The sequence below is a fragment of the Shewanella maritima genome (genome assembly GCF_043643735.1).
Taxonomy (GTDB): Bacteria; Pseudomonadota; Gammaproteobacteria; order Enterobacterales; family Shewanellaceae; genus Shewanella; species Shewanella maritima_A.
Genome location: NZ_JBHZSM010000005.1, coordinates 40,185 through 57,935, shown reverse-complemented (window position 1 = coordinate 57,935; position 17,751 = coordinate 40,185). Strand labels below are relative to the sequence as shown.

Here is a 17,751-nt window from a genome sequence, read left to right as displayed (position 1 = left end):
ACTCACCAAAAAATAGCATACCACCAATATTAATAAATGCTTTGTAATCACATAATCATTCATCGTAGCTAATGCCTTGTGATCAACTGCACGAATTAAATCAATAAAAAAGACGAGCACTTGGCTCGCCTTTTCAATCTTATTCGTAATAACTCATTTACGCGTAGATGATTACTTATGATACTTCGGCGATAACTCATGAACTGAGTTAATAAATGCGCCGGCATGTTCTGGATTAACATGCTGATGGATACCATGGCCCAAGTTAAATACATGACCAGTACCTTCACCATAAGAAGATAAGATTTGGTCAACTTCTTGGTGAATTCGCTCAGGCGTACCATACAATACAGATGGGTCCATATTACCCTGTAATGCCACTTTCTCACCAACACGGCGACGAGCATCACCAATATCAACAGTCCAGTCTAAACCTAATGCATCACAACCGGTTTCAGCCATAGCTTCAAGCCATAAACCGCCGCCTTTAGTGAATAACGTCACAGGCACTTGACGACCATCTGCATGGCGAGTTAAGCCATCAACGATCTTTTGCATGTAACGTAAAGAGAATTCACGGTAAGCGTGATGAGATAATGCACCACCCCATGAATCAAAGATCATCAGCGATTGTGCACCATTAGCAACCTGCGCATTCAAGTACGAAGTAACTGAATCAGCTAACTTATCTAATAGCATGTGCAATGTAGCAGGCTCTTCATAAGCCATTTTTTTGATTTTTTCAAACGTCTTGCTTGAGCCACCTTCAACCATATAAGTTGCTAGTGTCCATGGTGAGCCTGAGAAACCAATCAGCGGTACATCGCCTTTTAGTTCACGACGAATGGTGCTCACAGCATCCATTACATACTTCAGTTCATCTTCTGGATCAGGTACGCAAAGCTTTTTGATTGAATCAATGGTATCTGTTGGACGCTCAAAACGTGGGCCTTCACCTGTTTCGAAGTATAGCCCTAAGCCCATCGCATCTGGAATCGTCAGAATATCAGAGAAAAGGATAGCCGCATCAAGATCATAGCGACGTAAAGGCTGCAAGGTCACTTCACAAGCCAGCTCTTTATTTTTACAAAGAGACATAAAGTCACCTGCTTCAGCGCGAGTCGCTTTATATTCTGGTAGATATCGTCCAGCTTGACGCATCATCCAGATAGGCGTTCTATCGACAGGTTGTTTTAGTAAAGCACGTAAATAACGATCATTCTTTAATTCTGCCATTTGGCTTCTTTCCTACTTATTGTGATATCCGCTGAGCGGTAGTTTAGCACTTACGCGATTAATGTAACTAGCCTAGGTAAATTTATGTGAGCTATTCCTAAATCTCGATAGCAAATTGATAATCTTCAGTGCTTTAACACCATATTTACCAACAAACATTAATTATGCGGAGAAATAGTTGCACCTCAATGCTGGGTTTGATATAAAAAATGTGCGCTAGCAAGAACAATCAAGAAGCCCGAAGAATCGAGCCCGTATATTTTACTTACCCGGTGATAGTTTACTATCACCGGGTTTTTTATATATTTTCACACCGAATTATCTCTTTATAGCCAATTAGCATATAGATAAAACACAATAACCCTCTGAATACTTCGCATAATTTATCTTGGTTAAATAAAACAGTTGATCAATACCTAACTTGTCCCATACATTAGATGTTATGGGAAGGTTATCAGTAGAGGATTGAGATGCTTACAAGATTAGAAAAAGCCGAGCAGCGTTGGGGTGGTTCTAACAAGTTAATTGATCAATGGCTAAACCACAGACGTAAATTACTGATCAAGTATTTTATGCTGGCGGGCTTAGCACCTTACACTCGCGATGAAAAAACCTTACCGTCTTTAGAAGACGTAAAGCAATTTTGTGCTCAACTGGTTGATTATGTCTCTGAGGGACACTTTGAGGTGTATGACAACGTCGTATCAGCCTGTGAAAAATTTGGTGTTCAGAGTAAGCAAACCGCGCAACTGTTATTACCTAAAATCAGTAAAAGCACAGATTCGGCATTAGACTTTAATGATAAATATTCTGAAGTCATTGATGATCAAGTCTTGTATCAACTCGATGGGGATTTATCTCAATTAGCCCAAGCGATGGAATCGCGATTTGAACTGGAAGATCAATTGTTGGAAATTCTGCACACTCGCCATTCAGCATAAACGTGCCACCCTTCTCACTCGCTTTGTAGATTAATTGAATCATACAAAGCGAGCGTTCCGGCTTTAACGCAATATCATTCTAGGACAGGTAGACGTATTTACGCTGCAGTAAATACTAACTCGCGGCTACCGCTTGTTTGCCGGTTAAGCGAGCACGGTAAATTTTCGTTAAGTGATAAATATTAATACATGCGACAAATGCATTCATACCCGCCACAGGCCAAGCCTCGATTTGAACACCATAAATCACAAACAAACTACAACCTACGAAGTTTATCCAGCGAAGCCAAATGATGTCTTTCATCATTAATGAAATAGCGACCATCACTGACGCCATGTAGCCGAGTACTTCAACCATATTGATATTTTCCATAAGAACCTCTTTAAGGCTCTCTGCCTTCCCTAAGCGTTACGAGGGATCCCTGCCCCTAAAGCTGACTAACTGTTAAATTAAACGTTAATAATCCGAGCAATATAATAACAAAACCACAACCACACTCGTAATAAAAAAACGAAAAATAGTGATTTAGCGCAACAGTTATTTGATAAGCGCCTAATTGTGAAATTAAATTACTAAAAATACCACCTCACGTTCTAATTATAAAACAAAGAGTTTCTTAATGCGAACTTAAAGATTGAGAAATTAACTGAGTGTCGTGACTGATAGCGCTTTTATTTCTACAAAAAACTCATATAATTCATTAAACTTTGCCTTATACAGCAATGCATCCGATATTGCTGCCCAATAGGAGTTAACTATGGAATACAACACCTCAGAACTGTGCGATATGTATATTGATGTGGTAGACGTCGTAGAACCGATGTTCAGTAATTATGGTGGTTGCAGCTCTTTTGGCGGCGCAATTAGCACAATCAAGTGTTTTGAAGATAACGGTTTAATTGCTCAAGCCCTGCAAGAAGACGGTGAAGGTAAAGTATTGCTTGTTGATGGTGGTGGCTCGCTTCGCCGTGCACTAGTTGATGCCAGCATTGTTGAAGCAGCAGTGAATAACAATTGGGAAGGCATTATCGTCTATGGCTCTGTAAGAGATGTTGATGCCATTGAAGAGTTTGATATTGGTATTCAAGCATTAGCGTCTATTCCTGTTGGCGCAGATACCAATAGCGTTGGTGAGGCTGAAATCCCAGTGAACTTTGGCGGCGTCACTTTCTTACCTGGCGATCATATATACGCTGACAACACGGGCATCATTCTATCGCCAGAACCATTGGATATTGAATAATAGCCAATACGCCTTGTTGACTCTGAGCTGTAAGCTCAACTAATACCAATTGGGATAATTAAGTGACCAGATGTTCCGTAGGAAAAATCGCTTAGAACAAGACAAAAATTGTGGCTAGCTAGTTGTGCTAACTTCAAAATGTCTAACGAAGTTATAAGCGATTTTAACCAGTAGGAATGATCACATACTTGTGTTTATGGGTATAATACTTAAGCCAGCTTTGCTGGCTTTTTTATTACCTGCAATGAGCCATCTTGCTTGTTTTTTTGCACGAGCAATCTACTATGTTTAGCCAAAGCAATACGCCACCCTAGATGCTAGGTTTTGCGTAGTCACTTCAGCACACAATAATAAAAACCAAGGATGCGGTATGCTCACTCTTTTTAATGAACAGGTAAAACAGCACCACTTAAAGCCCAGAGACGGCGAAATAAAGCTGGGCCAACAAGTGCAGTTATTGCCTCAAGACAAATCATTAGATCAATCATTACTGTTAGCCAAACAGTCTGGTGCTAAATTCGCACTCATCGGTATCGCAGAGGATGTAGGTCCAAGAGCCAATTTAGGCCGCGGTGGAGCCAATATCGCTTTTAACGCATTTTTATCTCAATGGTTAAACCTGCAATCTAACCGCTTCTTGAATGGCAATGAATGTGTTGTGATAGGTGAGGTCAGTCTTAATGAAGTGACAAGCGCCAGCCTAACAACGGATTCCGCTTCAATAGGTAGTCTCAGAAAAGCCACTGAACAATTGGATGCTGCTGTGACACCTGTTATCAACAGTATTTTTGCTGCAGGCCTAGAACCCATTGTCATTGGCGGAGGGCACAATAATGCCTATCCAATTTTAATGGCAGCAAAGCAAGCATTTAATCAATCCATTTCAGCGATTAATCTTGACCCTCATTGTGATTTCAGGCCTCGAGAGGGACGTCACAGTGGTAATGGTTTTAGCTACGCAGCAGCCAATGGCGCACTCAATTATTATCATGTACTAGGGTTACATGAGCTAAAAAACAGTGAAGCTAGCCTAGAGCAATTGAGTCTATTTGGTGGCACTTGGCATACTTATCAACAAATATGGTTACGCCGTGAAATCAGCTTAACGCAAGCGCTAGAAGATGCTTGTAAACAACTCAATAGAACACAGCTGCCTGTAGGTGTGGAAATAGATGTTGATGCCATCACAGCAATGCCAAGCAGTGCATCTACTTGCGCAGGAGTGCCATTAGCAGATGCTTGTCATTATTTGTTTTATCTTGGTCGGCATACACCAAGTGCTTATTGTCATTTAGCCGAGGCTGCCCCCTGTTGCCATAGCGCTGGTGAAGCAGCCGGTTATAAGCATGTAGGGCAATCACTCAGTGAATTGGTTTATGCCTATATCCAAGGACGATCGCAAGCGCGTGTTTAAGTGGATTTTCATCCGTGATTTATGCTCTAATGCAGTCCCAATTTGATTGCTATATATGCCAAAAGCGACCCAAATGACTATTTGTGTCGTATCCATTGCATTGATAGCCATCACAATATGAATGCGCAGTGTTTCAGCAATTTGTTACAATGACATACACTCGCAGCCAAATTATGCACAAAATAGGAAACTACCGATGTCTGAGGGCGATTCAAAAAACACCCACTTTGGATATAAAACTGTCGACTCTGAAAAGAAAGCCGACTTAGTTGCAGATGTATTTCATTCTGTGGCGGCCAAATACGACATCATGAATGATGTAATGTCATTCGGTATCCACCGTCTATGGAAGCGTCATACCATTGAAACGGCAGCAGCACGTCCAGGCATGAACATTTTAGATTTAGCCGGTGGCACGGGTGATTTAACAGCAAAATTCTCACGCATTGTTGGTGAAACTGGTAATGTAGTTTTAGCCGACATTAATGACTCTATGCTCAAAGTTGGCCGTAGTAAGCTACGCGATAAAGGCATCGTCAATAATGTGAGTTATGTACAAGCCAACGCCGAAGCACTGCCTTTTCCTGATAACCACTTTGACATCATCACCATTGCATTTGGCCTGCGTAATGTCACCGACAAGGCCAAAGCATTACGTTCAATGCAGCGTGTTTTGAAGCCAGGCGGCAAGCTACTAGTCCTTGAGTTTTCTAAGCCTAAGCATGACGTGATGCGTAAAATCTATGACCTTTATAGCTTTAAAGTGTTACCTAAAATGGGTCAAGTGATCACTCAGGATGCTGACAGCTATGAGTACTTAGCAGAATCAATCCGTATGCACCCAGATCAAGACACATTAAAACAAATGATGGAAGATGCAGGTTTAGAGCAAGTCGATTACACCAACATGACTGATGGGGTTGTTGCACTGCACCGAGGGTTCAAATTTTAATGCAGGTAAACCACCTTGCCATACTCGCTTGTGCGGCAATTGAAACCGGTTTTAGCCTGTTACCTCCCCAAGCTCAAGCGCAGTATCAAAAACAGAAAGCCTTACAAGGTAAGGTTTTTTGTTTTCAATTAAGCCAATTAAGCTGGCCTATCTATTTTGTATTCGCCAAGCAAATTCAAGTATTTAGTCAATACTCTGGCGAGGTTGATGTCGCTGTCCATGCAGACGCATCAACTCTGTATCAAGTGTCAGAAGGCGCCAATCTCACTGAGTTAATCAAACAAGATAAACTTAAGTTAGAAGGCGATCTGCAACTGTTACAAAGCTTTAGCCAGTTTTTACAATTGGTTGAATTTGATTTTGCTGAGCCATTATCTAAATATATTGGTGATGCACCTACTCACTTTGCGATTGAGCATGGCAAATGGTTATCCAACCAAGCAAAGCGTATAGCAAGCAAGAGCTGGGATCACATTGGTCAGTTAACCACTGAAGAATATCAGCTGGCGATCCACAAAATTAATTTTGTGCATTTTTGCGACAACATCGAAACATTAGAAAAGCAAACTGACGATATTGCCAAGCGAATCGATAAAATAAGAGAAAAATTAACCCCATGACGATTGCAAGTATCAGGCGCGGCTATCAAATCATTAGAACCGTTCTCCATTACGGTTTGGACGATTTAATCCCTAAACATAAGTCACCTTGGTACTTTTCATTCATGCGCGCTTGCCTATTCTGGCTACGCAACAAGCATAAAGACAAACTTCCAGCTGAACGTCTTAAGCTAGCCATGCAAGAACTAGGGCCGGTTTATATTAAGCTTGGACAAATGTTATCAACACGACGTGATCTGCTTGATGATGAATGGGCATATCAACTTGCGATGCTGCAAGACCGTGTACCACCATTTGACAGTGAACTTGCACGGCAAGCCATTGAAACTGAACTCAATGCACCTATCGAAAGCCTATTCGATGATTTTGATGACACCCCACTGGCCTCCGCATCCATCTCTCAGGTTCATACAGCAACCTTAAAATCAAATGGTAAAGAAGTTGTACTGAAAGTATTAAGGCCGAATGTAGAAGCTAACATACGAGCCGATTTACAACTCATGAGCCAAGGTGCAGCGCTACTTGAGCGCTTATTAGGCGATGGCAACCGTCTGCGTCCTGCTGAAGTGATTGAAGATTACCAAACCACGATTTTAGGTGAACTGAACCTAAAACTTGAAGCGCTGAATGCCGTTAAATTAAGAAATAACTTTCTGGAATCTGACGCCTTATATGTGCCTTACGTATACGAAGAGCACTGCTTTACTCGTTTAATGGTTATGGAACGCGTTTACGGCATTCCCGTTTCTGATGTTGAAGCCCTAAAAGCGCAAGGAACAAATTTAAAGCTACTGGCTGAACGCGGTGTTGAATTGTTTTTCACCCAAGTATTCCGTGACAACTTTTTCCACGCTGACATGCATCCTGGCAACATTTTTATCAGTAAAGAGCACCCAGATAACCCTTACTACATAGGTCTAGATTGCGGCATTATGGGCACCCTTACCGAACAAGACAAGCGCTACCTAGCTGAGAATTTTCTTGCGTTCTTTAATCGCGATTATCGCCGGATCGCTCAGCTATATATTGAATCTGGCTGGGTATCGGAAAACACTGATGTGCTGGCCTTTGAGCAAGCGGTAAAAGTGGTTTGTGAGCCCATGTTCAACAAGCCACTTGATGAGATTTCATTTGGCCATGTACTACTTGAACTATTCCGCACAGCCAGAAAGTTTGACATTGTAGTGCAGCCACAACTGGTACTTTTAGAAAAAACCTTACTTTACATTGAAGGCTTAGGTCGACAGTTATATCCACAATTAGATCTGTGGCAAACGGCTAAGCCTTTCTTAGAGGGCTGGATGGCTGAGCAAGTTGGCCCTAAAGCTATGTTCGATAAAGTAAAAGGTAATCTTCCTTATTGGTCAGATAAACTGCCAGAGTTGCCAGAGCTGATTTACGACAACCTAAAGATGGGTCGTAAATTAGTCGGCTCACAACAGCAAATGCTTGACAGGTATCTGAAATTTCAGCAAAAGTCACATAAAAGTAACTACATGTTATTAACTTCTGCCGTTTTGTTGATCTGCGGCACAATATTATTATCCCAGAACGGTACACTATGGCCTGCTTACTTAAGCATTAGCTTAGGTACTATTTTCTGGTTGTTAGGTTGGCGATCTAGGCCAAAGAATCGCAAATTTTAGCTAGCACTAATTTATTAGAAGTTCATAATACTAAGTACGCATAGCGCACAACTTAGTCACTTATAATTTACGATTAGCTAATTTTGTGTGCATATAGAGTAAAGCATTACTTTTTTAATTATTTAGAGGATACCTTCATGGGCGGCATTAGTATTTGGCAGCTTCTTATCATCGCATTAATTGTTGTTTTATTGTTTGGTACAAAGAAACTCCGTTCACTGGGCGGTGACTTAGGTGGCGCAGTAAAAGGCTTCAAAAACGCCATGGCAAATGAAGATGATAAAAAAGCCATAGAAGAGAAAGAAGTAGCACAAACCTCACAGCAGGCTGAAGAAAAAAAGCCTGAGTCTAAGGATAAAGAACAGGCGTAATTAATTATGTTTGACGGTATCGGCTTTTTAGAGCTGCTGCTGATTGGCATATTGGGGCTAGTAGTACTTGGCCCCGAGAGACTTCCCGTCGCAGTGCGCTCCATTACCGGGTGGATCCGTGCAATAAAACGCATGGCAAACTCAGTAAAAGATGAACTTGAACAAGAGTTAAAGATCGAGCAATTGCATTCAGATTTGAAAAAAGCTGAAAGCAAGGGATTATCAAACCTTTCACCTGAGTTGCAAGAGTCTATTGATCAACTGAAAGATGCCGCACAGTCTGTGAATCGTCCTTATAGCGTTGACGATGTCGCACCTGCAGCAAAAGAGACGCCTGAAGCCAAAACTCCGTCATCAGAGTCAACAGCATCCAGTGCAAGTGATAGTAACTCCAAACCTAACGGGTAATTCATGTCGCAACAGCAACCGTTAATTAGCCATTTACTTGAGCTAAGAACCAGACTGCTCAAAGCCATAGCCAGTGTACTATTGGTGTTCATTGCTACTGTTTATTGGGCCAACGACATTTACCAATATGTCGCGACACCATTAATGCAGGCGCTGCCAGAAACTGGCAGCATGATTGCAACCGATGTTGCTGCACCGTTTTTTGCCCCATTTAAACTGACATTAGTGTTGTCATTTTTTGTCGCGATTCCGTATGTATTATTGCAAGTCTGGTCTTTTATCGCACCAGGGTTATACAAACATGAAAAACGACTGATAGTGCCGCTACTGACCAGTAGTACTTTGTTGTTTTATATGGGAATTGCATTTGCTTACTACGTTGTCTTCCCTGTGGTATTTGGCTTTTTTACAAGTGTTGCACCTGAAGGTGTAGAAGTCGCCACCGACATTAGCAGTTATCTTAGCTTTATTCTGAAACTGTTTTTTGCCTTTGGTTTAGCCTTTGAAATTCCGGTTGCAGTAGTCTTACTGTGCTGGGCTGGGGTAACAACACCTAAAGATTTAGCCGAAAAACGTCCATATATTATTGTTGGTGCGTTCGTTACTGGTATGATGTTGACACCACCTGATATTATTTCACAAACAATGCTAGCAATTCCTATGCTCATATTGTTTGAAGGTGGACTCATTGCCGCGAAGATGTACACCCCAAAAAACGATGACGATGAAGTCAACGACAGCGAGCAAGAGAAAAGTTAAACTGTAAAAAGGGTGGTATATCCACCCTTTTTTGATAAAAATAAAACAATAAAAAAGGAAGATTATTATGCGTTTTCAGTGGATGACAGCTACCGCTCTACTTGTGTCTCTTAACGCCTTTGCACAATCCCCATTAGAACAGCAAATCAGCGCATGTACTCAATACTCAGACAAACTTGAGCGATTAATCTGCTTTGATAAAGTGGCGCAATCAATAACTAGCTCCCAAGCTGGATCTGTGGCTGTACAATCACCCTCAGTGAACTCAAACCAACCAGTTCAAGTGGCATCCCCTCAAGTTGCAGCGTCTCAAGCTGTACCCACGACACAAGTGACTTCACCTCAAGTCGCTGTAGCAACTTCACAAACAAAGACGGTTGCTCAGCAACAAGCCGAATTTGGTCTTAAACAAGCGCCAGTTGAAGCAAAAGTAGAAAAACTCTATGCCACTGTCACTGAATCTAAAAAAGATCAATACGGTGCCTTTATTGTCACTTTAGACAATGGACAAGTTTGGAAACAAATTGAAAGCCGTCGCTATAAAGTAAAACAGGGCGAGACAGTCTACATTGAAGCCGCGGCACTAGGTTCATTCATACTCGGTACTGACAAGCGTAATACGACTATTCGAGTCAAGCGTATAAAGTAAATGGCCAACTATATTGATATTGCTGTTAATCTGCTAAGCCCTCAGTTTGCAGATAAAATAGATAATGTGATTAATGATGCGGCATCTCATCAAGTGTCGCCATTAATTGTTATTGGCAGCGATATTCAAGAAAGCCTAGATGCCAATAGCCTGTGCCAGCAATACCCCCAACAGCTATACAGTACAGCTGGTGTGCATCCACATCATGCCAAAGACTGGGATGAGCATAGTGAACAAATCATAAAGCAGCTATGTCAGCAGGAACATGTGGTCGCTGTGGGGGAATGTGGATTAGATTACAATCGCGATTTTTCACCCAGAGCTCAACAACGTGATGTGTTTGCTAAACAACTCGCCATTGCCGCTGAAATCAACATGCCAGTGTTAATGCATTGCCGTGATGCCCATGATGATTTCATCGATATTCTTAGCCAGTATCGCCCTCACCTACCTAACGCGTTATTGCATTGCTTTACAGGCAACCATGAGCAGCTTACTGAGTGCATAGCACAGGATATATACATTGGGGTTACTGGTTGGGTTTGTGATGAACGCAGGGGCAAAGAGTTAGCTGAACTGGTGCCGTTAATTCCCAACAATCGCATTATGGCTGAAACCGATAGTCCGTATTTGTTACCCAGGAGTATGCGCCCCAAGCCAAAATCTAGCAAAAACTTACCGCAATATTTACCCTATATAGTCGAGTATATGGCTAATTTAAGGCAACAAAATGTCGCGGAGTTTGCACAACACTGCTATCAAAATAGCCAGCATTTTTTTGGTTTACCCCATGTGAGTAAGGCGAATACAAATGATTGGTAATGGGTTACGCCGAATCTTTAATATCTATTTGGGTATGTTACTACTGGTCATAGTAAACGTCCTGCCAGCGCCTGCGAACGCAAATACAGATATCAATAATGCACCAGACTTTACGCCTGTCAGAATCACCTCATCATCCTTAGCTAAAGTAGACCTACAAGATTGGCTCTATTTTCATGACAGTAACGACATAACACGACTGCCAACCTTATTAGATCAGCCAGAAAACAATTGGCATAAAGTCGTACAACACCCAATACATGCTATAGGGTTAAGAAATTACTGGGTTGGTTTTAGCGTCTATAATCCCAATGAATATTTAGAACGGGTGTTAACTATTGATAACCCGTTGATCGACAGTATCAAGCTGTTTCATTTGATAGACGGCAGATTGGTTAATTTTGAGCATATGGGTGATTCACTGCCTTATACTGAGCGCCCTATACAAGCCAACACCTTCATGCTGCCAATCGAGTTAAGCCCTGGTGAACAACATACTTTTTTATTGAGAATTAACACCCTCGGCAACATTGATTTGCCAATAAAATTATGGGCACCTAAACAGCTCGCTCAATACACTGAAACAAAGAGCTTATTGCAAGGTTTACAAATAGGACTATTGGCGGCTATTGCGTTATTTAGTCTGTTCATTGCATTAGCATCAAAGTCGTTCAGTTATAGTTACTATTGCTGTTATGTCATGGGCATTGCAGTATTAACTGCTACCTACCATGGCTTAACTTTTCGGTACCTATGGCCAAATACACCTGAGCTGCAACGATTTGTCATTTCCTTTTTTGTGCCATTGATAATTGGCTTCTCATTCATGTTTACTGAGAAGCTATTGCGACTGAAATATTACAGCATCAACATGCTAAGAGCTTGCCGCTTGCTGGCAGCAATATCATTCGCCATGTGTCTTATATTTCCTGTAATAAATTACGCTTACACCATACGTATAGCAGTACCATTCGTACTCATTGCAACATTAATCCTCGTCGTTTTTTCGAGCATACAAGCCTTCAGAGGTATGCGAAATGCACCATTATTTGCTGCAGGCAGAACACTATTCTTGCTTGGCTGTGTCATCAGTGGTTGCATGTACTTTGGCTTGATTTCATTGAATTGGGACTTGCAAACCCCCATCATGTTGGGGCTCACAGTTGAGGTCATCACTATGTCAGCCGCGCTAGCTGTACGTTACCAAGATGAACGTAAAGAGAAAATGCGCATTCAACAGAAAGCACTTGAGCAAGCACAGCGGATCCGAGAAACCCGAGAAGAAGCGATCCGTATCGAAGCAGAAGCCAATGAGAAGCTCGAAAATATGGTGCAAGAACGCACCCTTGAACTAGAAATCACCCTTAGAGAACTCAACGAAGTTAACCAGAAATTGACTGAGCAAAATACCATTGACTCACTCACTGGTGTCAAAAACCGCAGCGAATTTGACCGCAGACTAAAAGCAGAAGGCAGAATTAGCCGTCGACAACAAACCCCGATTGCAATTTTAATGGTTGATATAGATAAGTTTAAAGCCATTAATGATCAGTTCGGCCACCTTGCCGGTGACACCACCATTAAAGCCATTGCTAAATCATTATCTCATCAAATAAAACGCCCAACCGATCTGGTGTCACGTTATGGGGGTGAAGAGTTTGCTATTATTCTGCCAAACACTTCTACTGAAGGGGCGATGAAAGTCGCTGAGCAAATGCGTGCTGACGTCAAAGAGTTAGATATTTCATGGCAACAGCAGTCAATTCAGCTCACTATCAGTATAGGCGTCAGTGTGGCTACCATTGAAAGTGATAACCACCCGAACGAATTGCTTGATCAAGCGGATCAGGCGCTGTACCAAGCTAAACGCTCAGGTCGCAATAAAGTGTGCAACTACGAGCCAGAAATAGAATCTCAGTCTAGGAGCCAAATGTGAATATTATTACTAGTGCCTTTCCACAGCGCAGAATGCGCCGCATGCGTAAACACGATTTTAGCCGTCGCTTAATGTCTGAAAACCAACTGTCGGTTAATGATCTTATTTACCCGATGTTTGTACTTGAAGGTAATAATCGCACTGAGCAAGTTGCATCAATGCCAGGTGTAGAGCGCTATTCAATTGACTTATTGCTTAAAGAAGCCGCTGAATTAGTTGAACTTGGCATTCCGTTAATCGCACTGTTCCCAGTGACACCGAGTGACAAAAAGTCTTTGATGGCCGAGGAAGCCTACAACCCAGAAGGTCTGGTTCAACGTGCTGTACGTGAGTTGAAACACGCCTTCCCTGAATTAGGCATCATGACAGATGTGGCTTTAGACCCATTCACCACCCATGGTCAAGATGGCATCATTGATGACACAGGTTATATCCTAAATGACATCACCACTGAAATTTTAGTTAAGCAAGCCCTCTCTCATGCAGAAGCCGGTGCCGACATGGTTGCCCCATCTGACATGATGGATGGCCGTATTGGTGCTATTCGCGAGGCACTAGAAGAAGCGGGTCATGTGAACACGCAAATCATGGCATATTCAGCTAAATACTCATCTAACTACTACGGCCCATTCCGTGATGCAGTCGGCTCAGCAGGCAATCTAAAAGGTGGCAACAAGCACAGCTACCAAATGGACCCAGCTAACAGTGATGAAGCCTTGCATGAAGTCGCACTTGATATTCAAGAAGGTGCTGACATGGTAATGGTGAAGCCTGGCATGCCATATTTAGACATCGTCCGCCGTGTTAAGACAGAATTAGCCGTGCCGACTTTCGCCTATCAAGTCAGTGGCGAATACGCCATGCATATGGCAGCAATTCAAAATGGTTGGCTATCAGAAAAAGCCATCGTGATGGAGTCGCTACTTTGCTTTAAACGCGCGGGAGCTGATGGCATTTTAACTTATTTCGCCAAGCAAGCTGCGCAGTGGCTTAAAGAAGATAAGTAACGCCAAAACCTTAAATCAAAGTGAAAGGGAAGCAGCCGCTTCCCTTTTTTAGTGACCCAGTTAGCAACTACTACATGCGGAACTTCTTAAATACTCACTGAAATGATTGAATAGTACTTGAAATTTTTGTTCATTGAGTAGACTCTGATATGCATAATTCCCTAAAGACAGTCTTAGCTTCATCTGCACTACTTCTTTCAGCCAACCTCATTTCACCTGCAATTGCAGAAGGTGGCTGTGGTTTTGACGAAGAAAGCAAAGGCTTCATCGCAACCTGTAGCGAGGAAAAACAAGAAGTGATTCTTACTGGTATCGTCACAAAAGAACAGCTTGAACAGAAGTCACCTGGTTATGCCATGGAACATGGAGATTACCAAGCCGACCAAGCTATTATCGAACAGCTAAAACAAATTAATGAGCCTACTGAAATCGTGGTTATCATTGGTACTTGGTGCCCTGATTGCCACCGAGAAACGCCGCGTTTCATTCGTATTATGGAACAAGTGGCTAACCCGAATATCAGCTTTAAGTTCATCGGTATTGACCGTACCCGCACAGATCCTGAAGGTTTGGCTGCGCAGTATGATTTCCAACGCATTCCAACCTTTATTGTTCACCAAAAAGGTGAATCAATTGGAACTATTGTGGAACGCCCAACAGTGAGTTTAGAAGCAGACTTGCTGAAAATTTTACGCCCATAAGTGTATAGCCTCAATAGAAAAATGCCTGTGATAATCACAGGCATTTTTAATTGTCGCCACACTAACTTTGAACAAATGAGCTTCACTGAATGTGTTGAGCTTATTCGCTCAATCAGGCAGGTTCATCATCTGTAGTGGAATGAATGTTAGCTGCCAACTGATACAACACCCCTTCACGAAGTGCACCACCTGCGAGTATTAAGTGATCAATTTTTAGCAGTTCAAATAACGCTAAAAGAATGGCAATACCTGAGGCGAATGTAGGCGCTTTCTCTGCATCCAACCCAGATAAAAGTGTTAAATCAGTGCTGGGTAAAGCAATGATTTCATCGCGCAGTTGCAGCAATACATCAAGGGTAATTCGCTCAGCTTGCTGGCGATACTTCAATACTGAAATCACCGACTGCACGACACCTGAAGCGCCCAATACCTGTTGCCAACCCGCGTGGGCAATATCATCATAGTCATCACTGATGGCAGCAGAGACTAAGGTTTTAGCCTGAGAAAAGTGCGCTAAAGTATATGGACCTTTGGCAAACACCTCTCGGTTAAACAAGACGCATCCCATGGGTAAACTGGTCTTGAATAGCAATTGCTCAGCATCGCCAACAATAAACTCCGTACTTGCTCCACCAATATCGATCACTAAGCGTTTTGCGTCACCCTCTGTGGTCGCCGCCATACCTTGGTAAATAAGCTCAGCTTCTTTCAAGCCTGAGATCACTTCAATCGGCTTCCCTAAAATAGGCAAGGCAAGCTTGTGAAACTCGTCAGCATTATTGATTTGTCTCAGCGTAGCTGTCGCATACACGGCAACGTTATCTAGCAGAATTTGATGTTCGGCAATTTTTTGTGCAAACAGGGTTAAGCAATCTAATCCCCGCCGCATTACCTCAGTCGATAATGCACCAGCGTCAGTAATGCCTTCAGCAAGACGCACTTTTTGCTTATATTTGGCAACAATACTTGGATGGCCAGCCACCGTTTGGGCAACTAACATATTGAAACTGTTAGAGCCCAAAGTAATGGCCGCATAAAATGGCGAGGCAGCTTGAGTCATATATCAACTACTACTATGAATGACGACGTGTCCTATGACGCGGTGGTCGTTTCCCGCCACTGCGATGGGCACCTTGGCTAGAAGCGTTATCACGAGTACGACTACTCGGGTGCTTACGATGAATTCTCACCGGTGGTGGAATGTCATCAAGCAGCGCTTCATGGTCATAGCTACTGACCGGAATTTGATGATCAATATAGCTTTCAATTGCAGGAAGATTTAACGCATACTCTTCACATGCAAAGCTAACAGAAACACCTTTTGCACCGGCTCGACCTGTACGACCGATACGGTGAACGTAATCTTCACAGTCATCTGGTAGGTCATAGTTATACACATGTGACACATCAGAAATGTGTAGACCACGAGCGGCAACGTCTGTCGCCACTAATAGATCCAAGTTACCATTGGTAAATTGCTCTAAAATGCGAATTCGTTTTTTCTGAGGCACATCACCCGTAAGCAAGCCCACTCGATGACCGTCACCTTCAAGCCATGACCATACTTTTTCACAGCTGTGTTTGGTGTTTGAGAATACAATGGCTTTTTCTGGCCAATCTTCCTCAATCAAACTCAACAACAAACGCATTTTATCTTCCATCGAAGGATGGAATAGCTCTTCTTTGATGTTCTTTGAGGTTTTCTCAAGTGGTGCAATTTCGACTTTTTCAGGATCATTCATATGATCATATGCAAGTTCCTGCACTTTCATTGAAAGCGTGGCAGAAAACAGCATATTTAAACGCGCATTGGCATCCGGCATACGGCGGAATAAGAAGCGAATGTCTTTAATAAAGCCCAAATCAAACATGCGATCAGCTTCATCTAACACAACAGCTTGAATGTGATTTAAGTTGATCACTCCCTGACGCACATAATCAATAATGCGCCCAGTGGTACCAATAAGAATATCTACACCCTTATCTAGCACTTCACGTTGGGTTTCGTAACTCTCGCCACCATAAACAATACCGACCTTAAGGCCGGTATGTTTTGCAAGTAAGTTCGCGTCTTTAGCAATCTGAATAGCCAACTCTCGGGTTGGCGCCATGATAATGGCTCTAGGTTGTGTTGCCGTGCGCGCTTCTGGCGCTGCAACTGTCAATAGATGGTTAAAAGTGGCCACTAAAAAGGCCATCGTTTTACCGGTTCCGGTTTGTGCCTGACCAGCAATATCTTTAGCATTCAGTAATATTGGTAGTGATAACGCCTGAATTGGCGTACAGAATTCAAAGCCGTTCTCGTTTAATGCCGCTTTAACCTCATCTTTTAGAGGGAAGTCGGCAAACTTCTGTGTCGATAAATGTGTTTGGCTCATAGCACCAGCATACCTGTTGGGGTTGCAAAAAAATAAACTTTCGTTTGAAATAACGTCATTGTTCATCCGTTCTTATGTAAAATGCATCTTTTCTATGCATCTAATTTGTTAAATAAGTAAACGGATATTCATTCGGTCTCTTGAAAACCGATTTAGCTGACCCAATATACATGGTAAGCCATTAATAAACTAGCAATGGAACCAAATCTGGAGAACAACATGAGCGATAAAATTGTAACCTTGAGCGACGACAGCTTCGAAAATGACGTGATTAATGCTGATACACCTGTATTAGTTGATTTTTGGGCTGAGTGGTGTGGTCCTTGTAAAATGATTGCGCCAATCTTAGATGACGTCGCACAAGAATACGAAGGTAAAGTAACCGTAGCCAAGCTAAACGTAGACCAAAACAACGTTTCACCAGCTAAATACGGCGTACGTGGTATTCCTACTTTGCTTATGTTTAAAGGTGGCGAGCTAGTCGGTACCAAGGTTGGCGCGTTATCTAAAACTCAATTGAAAGAATTTATCGACGCGCAACTATAAACCGTAGACAAGCATCAATTAGTGATAAATGGCACAAGTTATGAACAATTTGTGCCGCTTTTTCCCTAAAAATCTGGACGTACTACTCAGATAGTGCTAATTTATTCTACAGATTTTCAAC

General features: G+C 42.3%; 19 protein-coding genes. 15 read left to right on the top strand and 4 right to left on the bottom strand.

The genetic code is table 11. The features are described from left to right. Positions 1–171: 171 nt before the first annotated feature. Positions 172–1,236, bottom strand: coding sequence for a uroporphyrinogen decarboxylase (gene hemE / locus ACHUGF_RS07605; RefSeq protein ID WP_394130195.1), 1,065 nt, complete (start codon positions 1,234–1,236; stop codon positions 172–174). 470 nt (positions 1,237–1,706) lie between these two features. Between hemE and rsd the strand changes: the two genes are divergently transcribed. Then, positions 1,707–2,177 carry a sigma D regulator gene (rsd, locus tag ACHUGF_RS07600; RefSeq protein WP_394130194.1) on the top strand — a complete coding sequence of 157 codons (471 nt, stop codon included), beginning with the start codon at positions 1,707–1,709 and terminating at the stop codon, positions 2,175–2,177. 115 nt (positions 2,178–2,292) lie between these two features. Here rsd and ACHUGF_RS07595 read toward each other — a convergent pair whose 3' ends face one another. Next, positions 2,293–2,550, bottom strand: coding sequence for a uroporphyrinogen decarboxylase (locus ACHUGF_RS07595; protein WP_394130193.1), 258 nt, complete (start codon positions 2,548–2,550; stop codon positions 2,293–2,295). A gap of 385 nt (positions 2,551–2,935) precedes the next feature. Here ACHUGF_RS07595 and rraA point away from each other — a divergent pair, with 385 nt between their 5' ends. The 13 genes from rraA to ACHUGF_RS07530 all read left to right on the top strand — a co-directional run bounded on the left by rraA (position 2,936) and on the right by ACHUGF_RS07530 (position 14,706). Further along, positions 2,936–3,421, top strand: coding sequence for a ribonuclease E activity regulator RraA (rraA, locus tag ACHUGF_RS07590; protein ID WP_394130192.1), 486 nt, complete (start codon positions 2,936–2,938; stop codon positions 3,419–3,421). A 370-nt stretch (positions 3,422–3,791) separates the two neighbouring features. Next, positions 3,792–4,835 (top strand): formimidoylglutamase, encoded by a 1,044-nt coding sequence (locus ACHUGF_RS07585; RefSeq protein WP_394130191.1) that lies wholly within the window; start codon positions 3,792–3,794, stop codon positions 4,833–4,835. Between the two features lie 196 nt (positions 4,836–5,031). Further along, a complete protein-coding gene (ubiE, locus tag ACHUGF_RS07580; RefSeq protein WP_394130190.1) occupies positions 5,032–5,787 on the top strand; it encodes a bifunctional demethylmenaquinone methyltransferase/2-methoxy-6-polyprenyl-1,4-benzoquinol methylase UbiE in 756 nt (251 codons plus the stop codon). Continuing rightward, positions 5,787–6,407, top strand: coding sequence for a ubiquinone biosynthesis accessory factor UbiJ (locus ACHUGF_RS07575; protein WP_394130189.1), 621 nt, complete (start codon positions 5,787–5,789; stop codon positions 6,405–6,407). Before ubiE ends, ACHUGF_RS07575 begins: the two co-directional genes overlap by 1 nt. Next, entirely contained in the window at positions 6,404–8,053 is a 1,650-nt protein-coding gene (gene ubiB / locus ACHUGF_RS07570) for a ubiquinone biosynthesis regulatory protein kinase UbiB (protein WP_394130188.1), read from the top strand. Before ACHUGF_RS07575 ends, ubiB begins: the two co-directional genes overlap by 4 nt. 137 nt (positions 8,054–8,190) lie before the next feature. Next, a complete protein-coding gene (gene tatA, locus ACHUGF_RS07565; RefSeq protein WP_394130187.1) occupies positions 8,191–8,424 on the top strand; it encodes a Sec-independent protein translocase subunit TatA in 234 nt (77 codons plus the stop codon). A 6-nt stretch (positions 8,425–8,430) separates the two neighbouring features. Then, on the top strand, positions 8,431–8,832 hold the full coding sequence (gene tatB / locus ACHUGF_RS07560; protein WP_394130186.1) for a Sec-independent protein translocase protein TatB: 402 nt from the start codon (positions 8,431–8,433) through the stop codon (positions 8,830–8,832). 3 nt (positions 8,833–8,835) lie between these two features. Then, positions 8,836–9,591 (top strand): twin-arginine translocase subunit TatC, encoded by a 756-nt coding sequence (gene tatC, locus ACHUGF_RS07555; protein WP_394130185.1) that lies wholly within the window; start codon positions 8,836–8,838, stop codon positions 9,589–9,591. 67 nt (positions 9,592–9,658) lie between these two features. Continuing rightward, positions 9,659–10,240, top strand: a complete 582-nt coding sequence (locus tag ACHUGF_RS07550) for a hypothetical protein (RefSeq protein WP_394130184.1) — start codon at positions 9,659–9,661, stop codon at positions 10,238–10,240. Then, complete coding sequence (locus tag ACHUGF_RS07545) at positions 10,241–11,062, top strand: TatD family hydrolase (protein WP_394130183.1); 822 nt, start codon at positions 10,241–10,243, stop codon at positions 11,060–11,062. It abuts the gene before it with no gap. Continuing rightward, a complete protein-coding gene (locus tag ACHUGF_RS07540; RefSeq protein ID WP_394130182.1) occupies positions 11,052–12,998 on the top strand; it encodes a sensor domain-containing diguanylate cyclase in 1,947 nt (648 codons plus the stop codon). The genes ACHUGF_RS07545 and ACHUGF_RS07540 overlap by 11 nt, the downstream gene beginning before the upstream one ends. After that, positions 12,995–14,005 (top strand): porphobilinogen synthase, encoded by a 1,011-nt coding sequence (hemB, locus tag ACHUGF_RS07535; protein WP_394130181.1) that lies wholly within the window; start codon positions 12,995–12,997, stop codon positions 14,003–14,005. Before ACHUGF_RS07540 ends, hemB begins: the two co-directional genes overlap by 4 nt. Before the next feature lie 149 nt (positions 14,006–14,154). Beyond that, entirely contained in the window at positions 14,155–14,706 is a 552-nt protein-coding gene (locus ACHUGF_RS07530; RefSeq protein WP_394130180.1) for a thioredoxin family protein, read from the top strand. A gap of 112 nt (positions 14,707–14,818) precedes the next feature. On the opposite strand, the gene ACHUGF_RS07525 is transcribed toward ACHUGF_RS07530, so the two are convergent. Together ACHUGF_RS07525 and rhlB are read right to left on the bottom strand one after the other, a co-directional pair. Next, entirely contained in the window at positions 14,819–15,766 is a 948-nt protein-coding gene (locus ACHUGF_RS07525; RefSeq protein WP_394130179.1) for a Ppx/GppA phosphatase family protein, read from the bottom strand. A gap of 13 nt (positions 15,767–15,779) precedes the next feature. Then, the gene (rhlB, locus tag ACHUGF_RS07520; RefSeq protein WP_394130178.1) at positions 15,780–17,084 is read right to left on the bottom strand and encodes an ATP-dependent RNA helicase RhlB; all 1,305 of its coding nucleotides are present in this window, start codon (positions 17,082–17,084) and stop codon (positions 15,780–15,782) included. Positions 17,085–17,303: 219 nt separating this feature from the next. Between rhlB and trxA the strand changes: the two genes are divergently transcribed. Continuing rightward, a complete protein-coding gene (trxA, locus tag ACHUGF_RS07515; protein ID WP_394130177.1) occupies positions 17,304–17,630 on the top strand; it encodes a thioredoxin TrxA in 327 nt (108 codons plus the stop codon). Positions 17,631–17,751: the final 121 nt, after the last annotated feature.